Source organism: Streptomyces sp. UG1 (assembly GCF_049974585.1).
Classification (GTDB): Bacteria; Actinomycetota; Actinomycetes; order Streptomycetales; family Streptomycetaceae; genus Streptomyces.
The window spans coordinates 49,229-65,235 of record NZ_JBNGGG010000028.1 but is presented as its reverse complement, the minus strand read 5'-3'; the positions used below and the strand labels follow the sequence as shown (position 1 = coordinate 65,235).

12 protein-coding genes and 1 tRNA gene are annotated in these 16,007 nt (G+C 70.0%); 10 read left to right on the top strand and 3 right to left on the bottom strand.

Features of this window, described 5'->3' with window-relative positions; genetic code table 11:
• Positions 1-304: 304 nt before the first annotated feature.
• Positions 305-1,822: an AAA family ATPase gene (locus tag ACP4J3_RS29115; protein ID WP_426539027.1), complete on the bottom strand. Its 1,518-nt coding sequence runs from the start codon at positions 1,820-1,822 to the stop codon at positions 305-307.
• Positions 1,823-1,915: 93 nt separating this feature from the next.
• Positions 1,916-2,098, bottom strand: a complete 183-nt coding sequence (locus tag ACP4J3_RS29110; protein WP_426539095.1) for a hypothetical protein — start codon at positions 2,096-2,098, stop codon at positions 1,916-1,918.
• Between the two features lie 206 nt (positions 2,099-2,304).
• Between ACP4J3_RS29110 and ACP4J3_RS29105 the strand changes: the two genes are divergently transcribed.
• Positions 2,305-3,981 (top strand): SWIM zinc finger family protein, encoded by a 1,677-nt coding sequence (locus ACP4J3_RS29105; RefSeq protein WP_426539026.1) that lies wholly within the window; start codon positions 2,305-2,307, stop codon positions 3,979-3,981.
• Positions 3,982-4,542: 561 nt separating this feature from the next.
• Here the strand turns inward: ACP4J3_RS29105 and ACP4J3_RS29100 are convergent.
• Positions 4,543-4,614: transfer RNA gene (locus ACP4J3_RS29100), tRNA-Arg, on the bottom strand.
• Positions 4,615-4,789: 175 nt separating this feature from the next.
• Between ACP4J3_RS29100 and ACP4J3_RS29095 the strand changes: the two genes are divergently transcribed.
• The 9 genes from ACP4J3_RS29095 (at position 4,790) to rpmE (ending at position 15,971) form a co-directional block, all read left to right on the top strand.
• Positions 4,790-5,272: a response regulator gene (locus ACP4J3_RS29095; RefSeq protein WP_426539025.1), complete on the top strand. Its 483-nt coding sequence runs from the start codon at positions 4,790-4,792 to the stop codon at positions 5,270-5,272.
• Positions 5,273-5,501: 229 nt separating this feature from the next.
• The gene (gene nrtL, locus ACP4J3_RS29090; RefSeq protein ID WP_426539024.1) at positions 5,502-6,629 is read left to right on the top strand and encodes an ArgS-related anticodon-binding protein NrtL; all 1,128 of its coding nucleotides are present in this window, start codon (positions 5,502-5,504) and stop codon (positions 6,627-6,629) included.
• A 13-nt stretch (positions 6,630-6,642) separates the two neighbouring features.
• Positions 6,643-8,034 carry a diaminopimelate decarboxylase gene (lysA, locus tag ACP4J3_RS29085; RefSeq protein ID WP_426539023.1) on the top strand — a complete coding sequence of 464 codons (1,392 nt, stop codon included), beginning with the start codon at positions 6,643-6,645 and terminating at the stop codon, positions 8,032-8,034.
• A 182-nt stretch (positions 8,035-8,216) separates the two neighbouring features.
• The gene (locus tag ACP4J3_RS29080; protein WP_426539022.1) at positions 8,217-9,509 is read left to right on the top strand and encodes a homoserine dehydrogenase; all 1,293 of its coding nucleotides are present in this window, start codon (positions 8,217-8,219) and stop codon (positions 9,507-9,509) included.
• 6 nt (positions 9,510-9,515) lie between these two features.
• A complete protein-coding gene (gene thrC / locus ACP4J3_RS29075) occupies positions 9,516-10,574 on the top strand; it encodes a threonine synthase (protein WP_426539021.1) in 1,059 nt (352 codons plus the stop codon).
• Positions 10,575-10,903: 329 nt separating this feature from the next.
• Positions 10,904-11,821: a homoserine kinase gene (thrB, locus tag ACP4J3_RS29070; RefSeq protein ID WP_426539020.1), complete on the top strand. Its 918-nt coding sequence runs from the start codon at positions 10,904-10,906 to the stop codon at positions 11,819-11,821.
• 409 nt (positions 11,822-12,230) lie between these two features.
• The gene (gene rho / locus ACP4J3_RS29065; protein WP_426539019.1) at positions 12,231-14,222 is read left to right on the top strand and encodes a transcription termination factor Rho; all 1,992 of its coding nucleotides are present in this window, start codon (positions 12,231-12,233) and stop codon (positions 14,220-14,222) included.
• Positions 14,223-14,410: 188 nt separating this feature from the next.
• Entirely contained in the window at positions 14,411-15,547 is a 1,137-nt protein-coding gene (locus tag ACP4J3_RS29060; protein WP_426539018.1) for an LCP family protein, read from the top strand.
• A 196-nt stretch (positions 15,548-15,743) separates the two neighbouring features.
• Positions 15,744-15,971, top strand: coding sequence for a 50S ribosomal protein L31 (rpmE, locus tag ACP4J3_RS29055; RefSeq protein WP_426539017.1), 228 nt, complete (start codon positions 15,744-15,746; stop codon positions 15,969-15,971).
• The last annotated feature ends 36 nt before the right edge of the window (positions 15,972-16,007 follow it).

The window sequence follows — 16,007 nt, the reverse complement described above, 5'->3', positions numbered from 1 at the left end:
GTACCGGGCGAGTTCGTGACTCCCATCCTTCTCGCGCTCGGCGGCGCAGTCGGCGTGCTGCTGCCATGGGCGCGGTGGCCTCACTCAGGGAACCCCGTCGTGCGGTATGGCTAAGGGCCGTCGCCCCGTCCGGCTGGACGGAAATGCTCAGCGGGCACCCCGGCAGCGACCGGAGACCTACGGCCGAGAACTGTCCGACCGCCGCTGCCGCGGGTCGGGCCGGGGGAGGGTGGGCAGGCAGGCCCCGGGCGGGGACCAGGTTGTGTGCAGCGCGACGTCCTCCCATGCGGCGGGCCGGATCAGGTCATGCCAGGCCGCGAATGTGTCCTTCGCCGTACAGCGCCCGGATGTCGACGAGGAGGACATCATGGCGGCGCCCGGCGGCTTCGAGGAGGTCAGGATGGAAGCCGTGCAGGGAGAACAGCGCCAGGACCGCGTCATCGGGCCGATGTCCCTGGTCGGCGAGGAGGGTACGGATGTGTTCGAGGCGCTCGAGGTCCTTCAGCCCGCGGGGCTGGACGGTGGCCTTGGCCTCGCCGATCAGGGTGATGGACGCCCGGGGGCTTTGCGGGCGTTCACCGGGGGCCAGGGCGAGCAGGTCGACCTCGTGCTTGGTCCGGGCGGCCGGGTCGGCGATCTCCGCCGTGCCCACCGCACCGAGCGACAGCTCTGTCTCGTCGATGGCGAAGGAGCGGGCCCATTCGCGCGCGGTCTCCTCGAAGTGCGGGCCGAGGATCTTCGAGTGGTATGTCGGCCGGGACGACTGCCACACCTGGGCTCCGCGTCGCCGTTCCACCAGGTCCACCATGGGCAGCGTGATCAGCTGGTTGAAGCGGATCACTGGATCCGCCACGCTGATGACCGGGTGCCGGGCCTTGAGCAGGTCCTGTTCCTTGCGGAGGTAGCCGGTGGATTCCAGCACCTCCAGCGGGGCGACCATGGCGGAGCGGGAACGCTCCAGCATGGAGCCGACCTTCGCTGGGGTCGAGGCGCCCCGGGCTACGGCGGACAGTACGTCGTAGTACAGCGTGCGGTGGGTGATCCGAGGGTCCTCGCGCAGCAGGAACTCGGCCTCCACCCGCGAGTACAGCGCCCGCCCCGGGTCCAGCAGAGTGTGCTCCACCCAGGGGCCGAACTCCGCCTCGCCCTGCGGCACCGGCCCAGCGGCCAGCGGCCGGTAGCCGGGGGCGCCGCCCAGCACGGCGTCGACCTGCAGCGCCACCGCCGGATCCTCGATCTCCCAGTGGGCGCGGGCGGTGCGGTAATCGAAGGCCGGCAGGCGCAGGTCCAGCACGGCTCGGCCGCGCAGCGGCTTGGTGCCGGAGAGCAGCTCGGACATCACGCTCATCGCCGAACCGCACAGGACGATCCGGCCGCCGGGCGCTTTGCCGGACTGCGACTGGTCGTACAGCAGTTGCAGGAACCCTGGGATCTCCGGGGAGTGCTGCATCAGATACGGCAGCTCGTCGATGACGATCAGTGGTGCCCCTGAGGCCCGGTTCACCACCTCCAAGGCGGCGGTGAGTGCATCCCGCCAGTCGTCCAGCCGCATCGCCCCGGGCCGCACTCCCGCGTGTGCGGCGATCGCCTCGGTGAACCGGTGCAGTGCGGGCACCCGGCCCTCCTCCTGCACGGCGGTCAGATACAGCCCGCCCACCGCCTCCGTGAGCGCCTCCAGCAGGAACGACTTCCCGTTCCGCCGCCTCCCCGAGACGATGGCCAGCCGCAGCTCGGCGGCTGGGTCGTCGAGGAAGTCGTTCAGCAGCGCCCACTCGTGATCACGGTCCAGCAGCCGCTCCGGCTTGCCAAGCTGTACAGGCATGCCTTCTCCAGAAATGTTCAGGTCAACCTTAACGAAATCCGTATAGCCACACCTTACCTACGTGGGTGGCTGTGAGCGTAATGCTGCGGTGGGTCACACACGGATTGCTTCTCGCTGAGAAGGTCGCGGCTCCTGGCGGGCTCCGGCCCGGAGCCGCCGAACCAGGACTGCACCGCCATCTGCCTGCACGAGGCCGACGAGGTGCAGCGGCAGCGGCAGCCTCGGTGCGTCCGGCAGGCCGGGCGCCTGACGGAGCTGGTGGGCTGCGAGAGCCAGAGCCTCGGGTCAGCCGCCGTACTCGGGGCGGGCAGCCGAGGGCCGTGAACTCCACCTGGCCCGGGGGAGGGAGAGTGACCGGCTGACCACCCCTGGCATTGGGCGAGTTGAGGGGTCAAACCCACCGAAGCCGTCGGTTTGCAAGCTTCGGCCCCCTAGGCTGGCGGAGCATTGGCTGCACCATCACAGCAGGGCGGAAGAGAATCATGCGCGGCCTCACTGAGGCGAACCTCAAGGCGCTGGCCGGCGCCCGTTCCTTCGATCGCGCCCTCGGGTATCTCGACGCGGTGTCAGGGGTCGAGGTGGGGGACGGCTGGATCACCGCGAGTGTCTACGGGACGGAGCGGTACGAGGTGGAGCTGACCCTGGACGGGCCTGGCGGGCTGTCCGGCGCATGCGACTGCCCGTACGGTCTGAAGGGCAACTTCTGCAAGCACCTGGTCGCCCTCGGTCTGACCGCGCTTGCCCAGCGGGAGGGCCTGCCGCGACAGCGGAAGGCGGCCCGGGAGCGCGCGCAGGACCTCGACACGTGGCTGTCCGCCCTGTCCAAGGACGAGTTGATCGCCCTGCTGCGGGAACGGATCGACGAGGACCGGCAGTTGCGGCGCCGCCTGGAACTGCGGTCCGCGAGCGCCCGCGGGGACCTTGCCGCGGTCCGGTCCCGTATCCGCGATCTGCTCGACATCGGCCCCTTCGCGCAGTACGGCTACGTCGAGTACGCCGATGCCCGCGCCTACGCCGATCAGGCCGGGCAGGCGGTGTCCGCGATCGGCGCGCTGACCGGCTCGGGCCGGGCCGCCGACGCGATCGTCCTGGCGCGGGAGGCGATGCGGCTGCTGGCCGAGGCGGTGGACAGCGTCGACGACTCCGACGGCCGGCTCGGGCAGATCGGCGCAGACCTCGCCGACGCCCACCTCGACGCGTGCCGCGCGGCACGCCCCGACCCCGAGGAGCTCGCCCGCTGGCTGGTCGGCCATGCGCTCGGCGACATCGACGACGGCCTGACGGACATCGATCCGCTCGATTACGACGATGTCCTCGGCGAAGAAGGCATGGTCGTCCTGCGAACACTGGCTGTCGAGGCGTGGCGGCGCAACCGTCGCGGCTGGGCGGAGAAGTACCTGATGGAGCGCCTGGCCAAGGCCGGGGGAAACGTCGACGCGGTGATCGCCGTGCACGCGGCCGATCTCGCACCGAACGGCCATACGCACCTGGTCATCGCCCGCGAGCTGGATGCCGCCGGGCGTTCCGACGAGGCCCTGAACTGGGCAGAACGCGGTATCCGGGACGCCCGGGAACTCTCCGCCGTGGACACCGCCCTCGTCGACTATCTCTGCGACCGCTATGCGCAGGCGGGCCGGATCGCCGACGCCGTCGCCGTGCGCCGCGACCACTTCGGCGCCCGCCGCTCGCTGCTCGCGTACCAGCAGCTGCGCGCCGCCGCGACGGCCGCGGACAGCTGGCCAGCCGAGCGCGAGGGAGCCCTCGCCCTACTGCGCGCCGACGCGGAGCGGCGGCAACAGAGCTGGTACGGCGGCCCCGTCCTGGTCGATGCTTTGCTCGACGACAAGGACGTCGACGCCGCCTGGCAGGCCGCTACCCGGACCGGCGCCCATGACCGGCAGTGGCTCACCCTTGCCGACCAGGCGCGGGCCACCCGTCCCGCCGACGCACTCGGCGTCTACCTGCGCCTGGCCGAGCCGCTGACCAGGCAGACCGGCAACACGGTCTACGAGCAGCTCGTCGGCCTGCTGCTCAGCATCCGCAACTGCCATCGCCGCCTGGGCACCGAGGACGAGTTCGCCCGGTACGTCACCACCCTGCGCACCGCCCAGAAACGCAAACGGAACCTGATGCGCCTGATGGACGAACATGGCCTGTGAGCCGGACGGTGTCTCGCACCCCTCCCGTCAGATCGGCAAACCGCCGTATGTGGTCGCAGACCGTCCACCGTCCTGTCGGCGTCAAACACATTCCCGAAGCGCCGCGACTCTTCCAACTCACGCGAGCGGGCATCGCACAATGCAGAGTACGAAGAGTGAGTCGGAGAGAACCGCCCAAGGTCGTCATCGAGTACGTCGTTGTGGATGGGCCCGAAGGGGAGGAGCTGGGACGGCGTCAGGCAGCAGCGATCCTGGACGTCCTTCAGTGCCTCGCTGAACAGCAAGGGCTCCATCAGGGAGTCGAGGAAGAACCGAGCCGCACAGGCACGTCGTAGCACGTTCCGTTCCCATGTTCTGGGTGTCGGAGAGGGCCCACACCTGCGCAAACCTCGCGTCCAATGCGGCGAGCGCCCTATCGGGCGGCCGACCTGCAAGTTCGCGCGGACAGCTGTCGGCCAGTGTCCGAGAAGGAAGCATCGCGACATATATCGCAAAGGCCCGTCTCCTGCTGAAGGAAACGGGCCTGGGCACCCTGACCTGCGGCAAAGCAAATCGTATGGGTGCCCCCGGCAGGATTCGAACCTGCGCACACGGCTCCGGAGGCCGTTGCTCTATCCCCTGAGCTACGGGGGCGTGTCGGGCGCCTTGCTTGGCGGCGACGGGTAGAACCCTACCAGCTCTGGTGGGGTGTTCATGAACGGGTTTCCGGGGTGGTGGCACCGGGTGCGACCTGGGGCGGCTCATCCGCAGGGGGGTGGAAGTCGGGAAAACCCGGACGCGATGGCCGGTCTCGACCTACGCTCGACTCGTGCCAGGGGCGTCCGGCCGGGTTCTTGTTGTGGACGACAACAAGGTCATCCGGCAACTGATCAGGGTCAATCTCGAGCTGGAGGGGCTCGAGGTGGTGACCGCGGCCGATGGTGCCGAGTGTCTGGATGTCATTCATCAGGTGCGGCCCGATGTCGTCACCCTCGATGTCGTCATGCCACGGCTTGACGGGCTCCGGACCGCCGCGCTGCTGCGTGCGGACCCGCGCACGCGTGATCTTCCCCTCGCCATCATCAGCGCCTGCACCCAGTACGAGGTCGACAGCGGTCTCGACGTCGGTGTCGACGCCTTCCTCGCCAAGCCCTTCGAGCCCGCCGAACTCGTCAGCCTCGTACGGCGGTTGATCGAGGGGAAGCGGGGCGGGGAGCGTGAGGGCGGAGCCGGCGAGGGCCGGGGCGCGGACGAGGCCGTCGTCGGAGGTGTCCTCGGGGCGGGAGAGGCCGCCGGGAGGGCCGGGGGCTGATGATCCCCCCGGCCAGTACGTCATCAGTACATCAGTCCTCCGAGCCATCAGTCCTCCGAGCATCAGTCTTCCGAGACTGAGTCTTCCTCGGGGCATCAGCCACCCCCGGGCCGGCCGTCGACCCGCCCACATCCCGGCCCACCGCGCCAACCCCCACCCCCGTCCACATGCCGGACCCCGCCCCAAACCCACTCGCATACCCACCCCCCTCCTCCCATACGCTTGTCCCGTGACCCCCGTCGAGCTCTCCCGTACCGTGCTGCGCGCGGTGCGTCGTGCTGTCGACGAGGGGGAGCTGCGTGTCGTCGTGCCGGAGCGGGCTCTGGTGACCGTGCCCGGGCGTGGTGGGTGTGGGGACTATGCCACCAACATCGCCCTCCAGCTCGCCCGGCCGGCCGGGCAGTCGCCGCGCGATGTCGCCGAGATCCTCCAGGCCCGCCTCCTCGGTACCGACGGCGTCACCGACGTCGTCATCACAGGGCCCGGCTTCCTCAACATCAGCCTCGGCGACACCGCCTCCACCGCCCTCGTCGAGGAGATCCTGCGGCGCGGCATCCGGTACGGGCACGCCCAAGGCCCCTCCACGGACCACCTGATGCTGGTGTGCCCCCGGGAGGTACGGGCCGTCATCGTGATGGACGCCCTCGCCCGGATCCTGCGATCCCAGGGGGCCGCCGTTCACACCCGCTGCGAGGGCGAGCTCGCGCCAGAGTGGGTCGACATCTTGGGCGTAGGCGTCGACCACCGGCCCTCACGGCCCATGCGGCAGACGCGACCCGCCGCGCCGCACATCCCGGTGCGCCCCGTCCCCGCCCCTGCCGACCCCCTCGCCCTCGGCCGCGACGCCGCCCGCTGGGCCCTGCTGCACCCCGCCGGACACGACCGGCCCCGTATCACCGACGAGCACCTCGTCCAGCGGGAGAGCAACCCTCTCTTCCGCGTCCGTTACGCCCGCGCCCGCACCCGGGCCCTCAGCCGTAACGCCGCCGACCTGGGATTCGACGCCGTGCCCGGGGACGTAGGCCACGACGCATCAGGCCCATCAAGCCCATCAGGCTCATCAGGCCCATCGGACGCATCTCACGTGTCGCACGCGTCGCACGCCATCACCACTCTCCTCGCCGACCACCCCCGCACCCTCGCCCAAGCCGCAGCGCACCGAGCCCCCGACCGTCTCGCCCGGCACCTCGTCACCGTCGCCGATGCCGTGCTCCCTCTCCTGCCCGTCGTTCTCCCGCGTGGTGCGGAGAAACCCTCGGCCGCCCACCGTGCCCGGCTCGCCCTTGCCGAAGCCGCCGGGACGGTGCTGGCCGGTGGCCTGTCCCTGCTCGGCATCGACGCACCCGAACACATCTGAAAGAGCACGCACGATGAGCCGTTCCGCACACCCCGCCGGGCCCCGCCACGCCGATGTCCTCCCCGAGGGGCACTACTCCGCCCCGCCCGCCGACCTCAACAGCCTCCACGCGAAGGTGTGGGCCGAGACCGTCGGCCGTAACTCCGACGGCGTCGTCACCGTCGGCGGGGTCGATGTCAAGGCGCTGGCCGAGGAGCACGGCACTCCCGCCTACGTCCTCGACGAGGCGGACTTCCGCTCGCGTGCCCGTGCCTGGCGCAGCGCCTTCGGGTCCGACGCCGACGTCTTCTACGCCGGCAAGGCCTTCCTCTCCCGTGCCGTCGTGCGGTGGCTGCACGAGGAGGGGCTCAACCTCGACGTCTGCTCCGGGGGTGAGCTCGCCACCGCCCTCTCCGCCGGTATGCCCGCCGACCGCATCGCCTTCCACGGCAACAACAAGTCCGTGGACGAGATCAGCCGTGCCATCGACGCCGGTGTCGGGCGGATCGTTCTCGACTCCTTCCAGGAGATCGTGCGGGTCGCGCACATCGCCCAGGAACTCGGTAAGCGGCAGCGGGTCCAGATTCGGGTCACCGTGGGTGTGGAGGCGCACACTCACGAGTTCATCGCCACTGCCCACGAGGATCAGAAGTTCGGGATTCCGCTGGCCGGGGGGCAGGCCGCCGAGGCCGTGCGGCGGGCCTTGCGGCTCGACGGGCTCGAGCTGATCGGCATCCACTCCCACATCGGGTCGCAGATCTTCGACATGTCCGGATTCGAGGTCGCCGCCCATCGGGTCGTCGGGCTGCTCAAGGACATTCGCGACGAGCACGGGGTCGAGCTTCCCGAGATCGACCTCGGCGGTGGCCTCGGCATCGCCTACACCAGCGACGACGACCCCCGCGAACCGCACGAGATCGCCAAGGCGCTCACCGAGATCGTCACCCGTGAGTGCGAGGCCGCCAAGCTGCGGACTCCGCGTATCTCCGTCGAGCCGGGGCGCGCCATCGTCGGGCCCACCGCCTTCACGCTCTACGAGGTCGGCACCATCAAGCCGCTCGACGGGCTGCGGACGTACGTCTCCGTCGACGGCGGCATGTCGGACAACATCCGTACGGCGCTGTACGACGCCGAGTACAGCGTCGCCCTCGTGTCCCGGACATCCGAGGCCGAGCCCATGCTCGCGCGCGTCGTCGGCAAGCACTGCGAGAGTGGGGACATCGTGGTCAAGGACGCGTTCCTGCCCGCCGACCTGGCACCGGGTGACCTCATCGCCGTACCGGCCACGGGTGCTTACTGCCGGTCCATGGCCAGCAACTACAACCACGTGCTCCGGCCGCCCGTCGTCGCCGTGCACGAGGGTGAGTCCCGGGTGATCGTCCGCCGTGAGACCGAGGAGGATCTGCTGCGGCTCGACGTCGGGTGACCCCGGAGACCCAGAGACCGGAAAAGGTCCGGATACCGGAGAAGACCCGGGGGCGGAAGATCTCCTGTCTGTCGCCCCCGTACAAATGAAATCGATGTCTCACGATCCGGACGAAGGGCAGAAACTTCCGTCCGGTGAGTGAGACTGGTGCAACCGTAGACGGTATGAGGAAACGAGGTCGGATGATGCGTACGCGTCCGCTGAAGGTGGCGCTGCTGGGCTGTGGGGTTGTCGGCTCAGAGGTGGCGCGCATCATGACGACGCACGCCGACGACCTCGCCGCCAGGATCGGGGCCCCCGTGGAGCTCGCGGGGGTGGCCGTACGGCGGCCCTCCAAGGTGCGTGAGGGCATCGACCCGGCCCTCGTCACCACCGACGCCACCGCCCTCGTCAAACGCGGCGACATTGATGTCGTGGTGGAGGTCATCGGGGGGATCGAGCCCGCCCGTACCCTCATCACCACCGCCTTCGAGCACGGCGCCTCCGTCGTCTCCGCCAACAAGGCGCTCCTCGCCCAGGACGGCGCCGCCCTCCACGCGGCGGCGGAATCGAACGACAAGGACCTCTACTACGAGGCCGCCGTCGCCGGTGCCATCCCGCTGATCCGGCCGCTTCGCGAGTCCCTCGCCGGCGACAAGGTCAACCGCGTCCTCGGCATCGTCAACGGGACGACCAACTTCATCCTCGACAAGATGGACTCGACCGGCGCCGGGTATCAGGAGGCCCTCGACGAGGCCACCGCCCTGGGGTACGCCGAGGCCGATCCGACCGCCGATGTCGAAGGGTTCGACGCCGCCGCCAAGGCCGCCATCCTCGCCGGTATCGCCTTCCACACGCGCGTGCGTCTCGACGACGTCTACCGCGAGGGCATGACCGAGGTGACCGCGGCCGACTTCGCCTCCGCCAAGGAGATGGGCTGCACCATCAAGCTGCTCGCCATCTGTGAGCGGGCGGAGGACGGGGCGTCGGTGACCGCGCGCGTGCATCCCGCCATGATTCCGCTGACCCATCCGCTCGCCTCCGTGCGCGGCGCCTACAACGCCGTCTTCGTGGAGTCGGACGCCTCCGGGCAGCTCATGTTCTACGGCCCCGGCGCGGGCGGTTCGCCGACCGCCTCCGCCGTGCTCGGCGACCTCGTCGCCGTCTGCCGCAACCGGCTCAGCGGGGCGACGGGGCCCGGCGAGTCGGCGTATGCCGCCCTGCCCGTCTCACCGATGGGTGACGTCGTCACGCGCTATCACATCAGCCTCGACGTGGCGGACAAACCGGGTGTTCTCGCCCAGGTGGCGACCGTGTTCGCGGAGCACGGTGTCTCGATCGATACGGTTCGCCAGCAGGGCAAGGACGGCGAGGCCTCCCTCGTCGTCGTCACCCACCGTGCGTCCGACGCGGCCCTCGGCGGGACCGTCGAGGCGTTGCGCAAGCTCGACACCGTGCGGGGTGTCGCCAGCATCATGCGGGTTGAAGGAGAGTAACCAGCAATGACCCACCAGTGGCGCGGAATCATCGAGGAGTACCGGGACCGGCTGCCCGTCTCCGACACCACGCCGGTCGTGACGCTCCGCGAGGGCGGCACGCCCCTCGTGCCCGCGCAGGTGCTCTCCGAGCGCACGGGCTGCGAGGTCCACCTGAAGGTGGAGGGTGCGAACCCGACCGGGTCCTTCAAGGACCGCGGTATGACCATGGCCATCAGCAAGGCCAAGGAGGAGGGCGCGAAGGCTGTCATCTGCGCCTCCACCGGCAACACCTCCGCCTCGGCCGCCGCTTACGCCGTGCGCGCGGGTATGGTTTCGGCCGTTCTCGTGCCGCAGGGCAAGATCGCGCTCGGCAAGATGGGCCAGGCGCTCGTGCACGGCGCGAAGATCCTCCAGGTCGACGGCAACTTCGACGACTGCCTCACGCTCGCCCGCGATCTGAGCGACAACTACCCCGTGGCTCTGGTCAATTCGGTCAATCCGGTGCGAATCGAGGGGCAGAAGACGGCCGCCTTCGAGATCGTGGACATGCTGGGCGACGCCCCCGACATCCACGTCCTGCCGGTGGGCAACGCGGGCAACATCACCGCGTACTGGAAGGGGTACAAGGAGTACGCCGCCGACGGGGTCGCCACCAGGACCCCCCGCATGTGGGGCTTCCAGGCCTCCGGTTCCGCGCCCATCGTGCGCGGCGAGGTCGTCAAGGACCCGTCGACCATCGCCACCGCCATCCGCATCGGCAACCCGGCCTCCTGGCAGTACGCGCTCGCCGCGCGCGACGAGTCCGGCGGGTTCATCGACGAGGTGACGGACCGTGAGATCCTGCGCGCCTACCGGCTGTTGGCCGCGCAGGAGGGCGTCTTCGTGGAGCCCGCCTCCGCCGCGTCCGTCGCCGGTCTGCTGAAGGCCGCCGAGCAGGGCAAGGTCGACCCGGGCCGGCGCATCGTGTGCACCGTCACCGGCAACGGCCTCAAGGACCCCGACTGGGCCGTCGCCGGTGCCCCGCAGCCGGTCACCGTCCCGGTCGACGCGGCGACGGCGGCCGAGCGGCTCGGACTGGCGTAGGCGCGCACCCCTGGCGCCCGGGCGCCACGCCCCGTCGTACGGGGCTCGCGCTCACGACTAAGAGGGCGCTCACCTGGGAAAGTTCTCCACAGGGGGTGCACAGGGGGCATACGACACGCATCGTGCGCCTCCTGTGCGCCCTATGTCGCCACAGAACCTACCTTCGATAGGCTGTACTGAACCCGCCCGCCGCATATGCCTCCGCATGGGGTGCGGTGCCGCGCCGTCTCCGCGGCCCGGAAGCGGTCCCAGGGGTTGCGACCCCAGGGGTTCTCGTACGTCATCGAATGTCTTCGACAATCACGCAGCTCAAGGAGAGTCATCGAGCGATGGCCGGTCCAGCGTTCCGCGCCGCCGCCGTGAGGGTGCGCGTCCCCGCCACCAGCGCCAACCTCGGCCCGGGCTTCGACGCCCTCGGCCTGTCGCTGGGGCTCTACGACGACGTCGTCGTCCGGGTGGCCGACTCCGGGCTGCACATCGACATCGCCGGGGAGGGGAGCGAGACGCTCCCACGTGACGAAAACCACCTTCTCGTACGCTCCCTGCGCACCGCCTTCGATCTGCTGGGCGGCCAGCCGCGCGGCCTGGAGATCGTCTGCGCCAACCGCATCCCGCACGGCCGGGGCCTCGGCTCCTCCTCGGCCGCCATCTGCGCCGGCATCGTCGCCGCGCGCGCCGTGACCATAGGCGGCGAGGCCCGGCTCGACGACACCGCCCTGCTGGAGCTGGCCACCGAGATCGAGGGCCACCCCGACAATGTCGCGGCCTGTCTGCTGGGCGGTTTCACCCTGTCCTGGATGGAGGCCGGCGCAGCGCGGGCCATCAGGATGGAGCCCGCCGATTCCATCGTTCCGGTGGTTTTCGTGCCCGGTAAGCCGGTTCTGACGCAGACCGCGCGCGGTCTGCTCCCGCGCACCGTCCCGCATGTCGACGCCGCCGCCAACGCGGGCCGTGCCGCGCTGCTCGTCGAGGCCCTGACCAGGCGCCCCGAGCTGCTGCTGCCCGCCACCGAGGACCGTCTCCACCAGGAGTACCGCGCGCCCGCCATGCCCGAGAGCGCGGCGCTGGTGGAGCGGCTGCGGGCCGACTCGGTCCCGGCGGTCATCTCGGGCGCGGGACCCACTGTGCTGGCGCTGGCCGACGAGGACAGCGCCGACAAGGTCGCCCATCTGGCAGGCGAAGGGTGGGCCGCCAACCGGCTCGACCTCGACGCCCAGGGAGCGAGCGTGCTGCCGCTTGCGACCTGACACACGGTTGCCGGATTTCGAGAGGGGGAATGTTTGTTGGATCCGGTAGTGTTAACCTCAAGTCTGCACCCGACCCCACCATGGCGAGGTGCTTCGTGTCCCCGTCCGGGACAGACATCCTTCCGGGAGCCTCCCAAGCCGCACTGTGTTCCGTACGACGTACGCGGGCAGTACCTCGTACACGAGCACTGAGCGACTTGCCGGACACGCTCCGGAACCGGCGCGACCGAGCCGAGTGACACAGACACTCAGTGCCACGGTTCTGGGAAGCGTCATCACCAGATATTTCCTCCGCCGCTTTGGCGGACCACCGCCCCGGCGCGGTCCACACACCAGGGACCGAAGCCGGAGAAGCACAACCGGTCGCCGAGCCAGACAGGCCGACGTCCGCTCCAGGGAAGGACCCTTCGTGAGCGACACCACCGATCTGATGGGCGCACGTGTCGAGGAGACCGCTGCCGCGCCCGCCACGGACGCCTCCGCGCCTGCCAGCGGTGCCGGCTCCCGGCGGCGCCGCGGTACCGGCCTCGAGGGCATGGTGCTGGCCGAGCTGCAGCAGGTCGCATCCGGCCTCGGCATCAGGGGCACCGCGCGCATGCGCAAGAGCCAACTGATCGAGGTCATCAAGGAGGCGCAGGCGGGCGGTGGCACGGCCCCGGCGAAGGCCGAGACCCCCACCGAGACCAAGCCGAAGCGCCGTACCACCTCCCGCGCCCGTACGGGCGACGAGGCCGCCGCCGAGAAGAAGGCGGCGAAGGCCGCTGAGGCTCCCGCCGAGAAGGCCGTGGCCCAGCAGCAGATCGAGATCCCCGGCCAGCAGCCGGCGAGCGACGACGCGCCGGCCGAGCGCCGCCGTCGCCGCGCCACCGCCGACGCGGGCGCCCCTGCGGCCGCGCCCGAGACGGTCGCCGCCGAGGCCAAGAGCGAGCCGAAGGCGGAGACGCCCGCCCAGCCGCAGGCCCAGCAGGGCGAGGCCAAGGGCGAAGGCAGGAGCGAGGGCAAGGGCGACGCCGGTGACGGCGGCGAGGGCCGCCGTCGCGACCGCCGTGAGCGCGGCCGGGACCGCGACCGCCGCAAGGGCGACGACCAGCAGGGCGGCCAGCGCGGTCAGCAGCAGGGCCAGCAGGGCGGCGGCCGTCAGGACCGCGGCCAGCAGGACGAGGACGACTTCGAGGGCGGCCGCCGTGGCCGTCGCGGGCGCTACCGCGACCGCCGGGGCCGTCGTGGCCGCGACGACGTGTCCGAGCCGCAGATCGCCGAGGACGACGTCCTGATCCCCGTCGCGGGCATCCTGGACATCCTCGACAACTACGCCTTCATCCGTACGTCGGGCTACCTGCCCGGTCCGAACGACGTGTACGTCTCCCTCGCCCAGGTCCGCAAGAACGGCCTGCGCAAGGGCGACCACATCACCGGCGCGGTCCGTCAGCCCAAGGAAGGCGAGCGGCGCGAGAAGTTCAACGCGCTGGTGCGGCTGGACTCCGTCAACGGCATGGCGCCCGAACACGGCCGTGGCCGCCCGGAGTTCAACAAGCTGACCCCGCTGTACCCGCAGGACCGGCTGCGCCTGGAGACCGACCCGGGCGTGCTGACCACCCGCATCATCGACCTCGTGTCGCCGATCGGTAAGGGCCAGCGCGGTCTGATCGTGGCCCCGCCGAAGACCGGCAAGACCATGATCATGCAGGCGATCGCCAACGCGATCACGCACAACAACCCCGAGTGCCACCTGATGGTCGTCCTGGTCGACGAGCGTCCGGAAGAGGTCACCGACATGCAGCGGTCGGTCAAGGGCGAGGTCATCTCCTCGACCTTCGACCGCCCGGCCGAGGACCACACCACGGTCGCCGAGCTGGCCATCGAGCGGGCCAAGCGGCTGGTGGAGCTCGGGCATGACGTGGTGGTGCTTCTTGACTCCATCACGCGTCTGGGCCGCGCCTACAACCTGGCCGCGCCCGCCTCCGGCCGCATCCTGTCCGGTGGTGTCGACTCGACCGCGCTGTACCCGCCGAAGCGCTTCTTCGGTGCCGCGCGCAACATCGAGGACGGCGGCTCGCTCACCATCCTGGCGACGGCTCTCGTCGACACCGGGTCCCGCATGGACGAGGTGATCTTCGAGGAGTTCAAGGGCACGGGTAACGCCGAGCTCAAGCTCGACCGGAAGCTCGCGGACAAGCGGATCTTCCCCGCGGTGGACGTCGACGCGTCCGGTACCCGCAAGGAAGAGATCCTGCTGGGCAACGAGGAGCTGGCGATCGTCTGGAAGCTGCGCCGGGTGCTGCACGCGCTCGACCAGCAGCAGGCGATCGAGCTGCTGCTCGACAAGATGAAGCAGACCAAGTCGAACGCCGAGTTCCTGCTTCAGATCCAGAAGACGACGCCGATGCCCAACGGCGACTAGGCCGATCGCACCCGAATACGGACTGTGCCCACCGCCCCCAAGGCGGTGGGCACAGTCCGTTGTGCAACCTTTTCCCGAGTTTCCCCGTCTGACCGGACGGGGTGACCATGGTGCGGTACGGGTCGAAATCGACCAGGCCTGACCGTGACAGCAGGGGGTAACCGACCGGACGAGAACCGAGGAGCACAGTGTCCGCCGAGAGCACGCCGGAGCCCGGCATACCGGGTGGGTCCGGCACCAACGGCCCGCGTCACCGCGCCAAGGGCCGCCGCCGCAAGCCCCGCGAGAAGCGCAAGGGGCTGCAGATCATGGCCTGGACGGCCGCCGGGATCGTGGTCCTGGGCGGCACCGGCGCCGGGTATCTGTACTTCAAGCTCAACGGCAACCTCAAGAGCGTCGACATCGACCAGGCCCTTGGCACCGACCGGCCGAAGAAGGTCGACAACGGCTCGGAGAACATCCTCGTCCTCGGCTCGGACACCCGCTCCGGCAGCAACAAGGACCTCGGCGGCGGCACCGACGACGGCAGCGCCCGCTCGGACACGGCGATGATCCTGCACATCTACGAGGGCCACCAGAAGGCCAGCGTGGTCTCCATCCCGCGCGACACCCTCATCGACCGCCCCGAGTGCACCGACACCAAGGGCGACACCCATGAGGCCGCGTCCGGCGTGATGTTCAACGAGGCGTACTCCACGGGCGGCGCCGCCTGCACCGTGAAGACGGTCGAGTCCCTCACCGGCATCCGCATGGACCACTACCTGGAGGTCGACTTCTCCGGCTTCCGGAAGCTCATCGACGAGCTCGGCGGCGTCGAGGTCACCACCACCAAGGACATCGACGACCGCGAGAGCCACCTCGAGCTGAAGGCCGGCACCCACCAGCTCACCGGCAAGCAGGCCCTCGGCCTGGTCCGCACCCGCCACGGCGTCGGCGACGGCTCCGACCTCGGCCGCATCCAGCTCCAGCAGGCCTTCGTCAAGGCGCTGATCGAGCAGGTCAAGACCATCGACCTGTTCGGCAACCCCAAGCGGCTCTACGACCTCGCCAACACCGCCACCAAGACGGTGACCACGGACTCCGACCTGGGCTCGGTCAACCGGCTCATGTCCTTCGCCGACGGCCTCAAGGGCATCAGCTCCAAGAACATGTCCATGGTCACCATGCCGGTCCAGTACGACCCGGCGGACCCGAACCGGGTGATCGTGGCCGAGAAGAAGGCCCAGCAGGTGTGGACGGCCCTGAAGAACGACAAGCCGATCCCGAAGTCGGCCACGAAGGGAACGGCAACCGGCGATGCCAAGGGCGTGGTGAGCGCCCCGTAAGGGGCGCGGGGCTGTATCGATGTGCGGCTCCGCCGCGTGGGCGCGATCAACCCCCACCGGCCCGCAGGGAATACACAAGGCGAGCCCCCGGTTTTGGGGGATGGCCCCAGTCCTGGCAGACTGGTACGTCGGCCCCGGTTCACGCCCCCGCATCCCGCGGCGGCGACCCGGCGCCCTCCCGAAACTAGGAGACACCTTGAAGCGCGACATCCACCCCGAGTACGTCGAGACGCAGGTCAGCTGCACCTGTGGCGCCTCGTTCACCACCCGTAGCACGATCACCGGCGGCACCATCCGTGCCGAGGTCTGCTCCGAGTGCCACCCGTTCTACACGGGCAAGCAGAAGATCCTCGACACCGGTGGCCGTGTGGCCCGCTTCGAGGCCCGCTTCGGCAAGGCTGCTGCCGCTGGCTCCAAGAAGTAGCGAGCTCCAATCCGCCGGTCCACGGCCGCGCCCGAC

Excerpts from the sequence above, each read along its gene's own strand:
- thrB (WP_426539020.1), top strand. The coding sequence starts at position 10,904 with ATGGCCGGTCCAGCGTTCCGCGCCGCCGCCGTGAGGGTGCGCGTCCCC.
- ACP4J3_RS29115 (WP_426539027.1), bottom strand. The coding sequence starts at position 1,822 with ATGCCTGTACAGCTTGGCAAGCCGGAGCGGCTGCTGGACCGTGATCAC.
- ACP4J3_RS29105 (WP_426539026.1), top strand. The coding sequence starts at position 2,305 with ATGCGCGGCCTCACTGAGGCGAACCTCAAGGCGCTGGCCGGCGCCCGT.
- thrC (WP_426539021.1), top strand. The coding sequence starts at position 9,516 with ATGACCCACCAGTGGCGCGGAATCATCGAGGAGTACCGGGACCGGCTG.
- lysA (WP_426539023.1), top strand. The coding sequence starts at position 6,643 with ATGAGCCGTTCCGCACACCCCGCCGGGCCCCGCCACGCCGATGTCCTC.
- ACP4J3_RS29080 (WP_426539022.1), top strand. The coding sequence starts at position 8,217 with ATGATGCGTACGCGTCCGCTGAAGGTGGCGCTGCTGGGCTGTGGGGTT.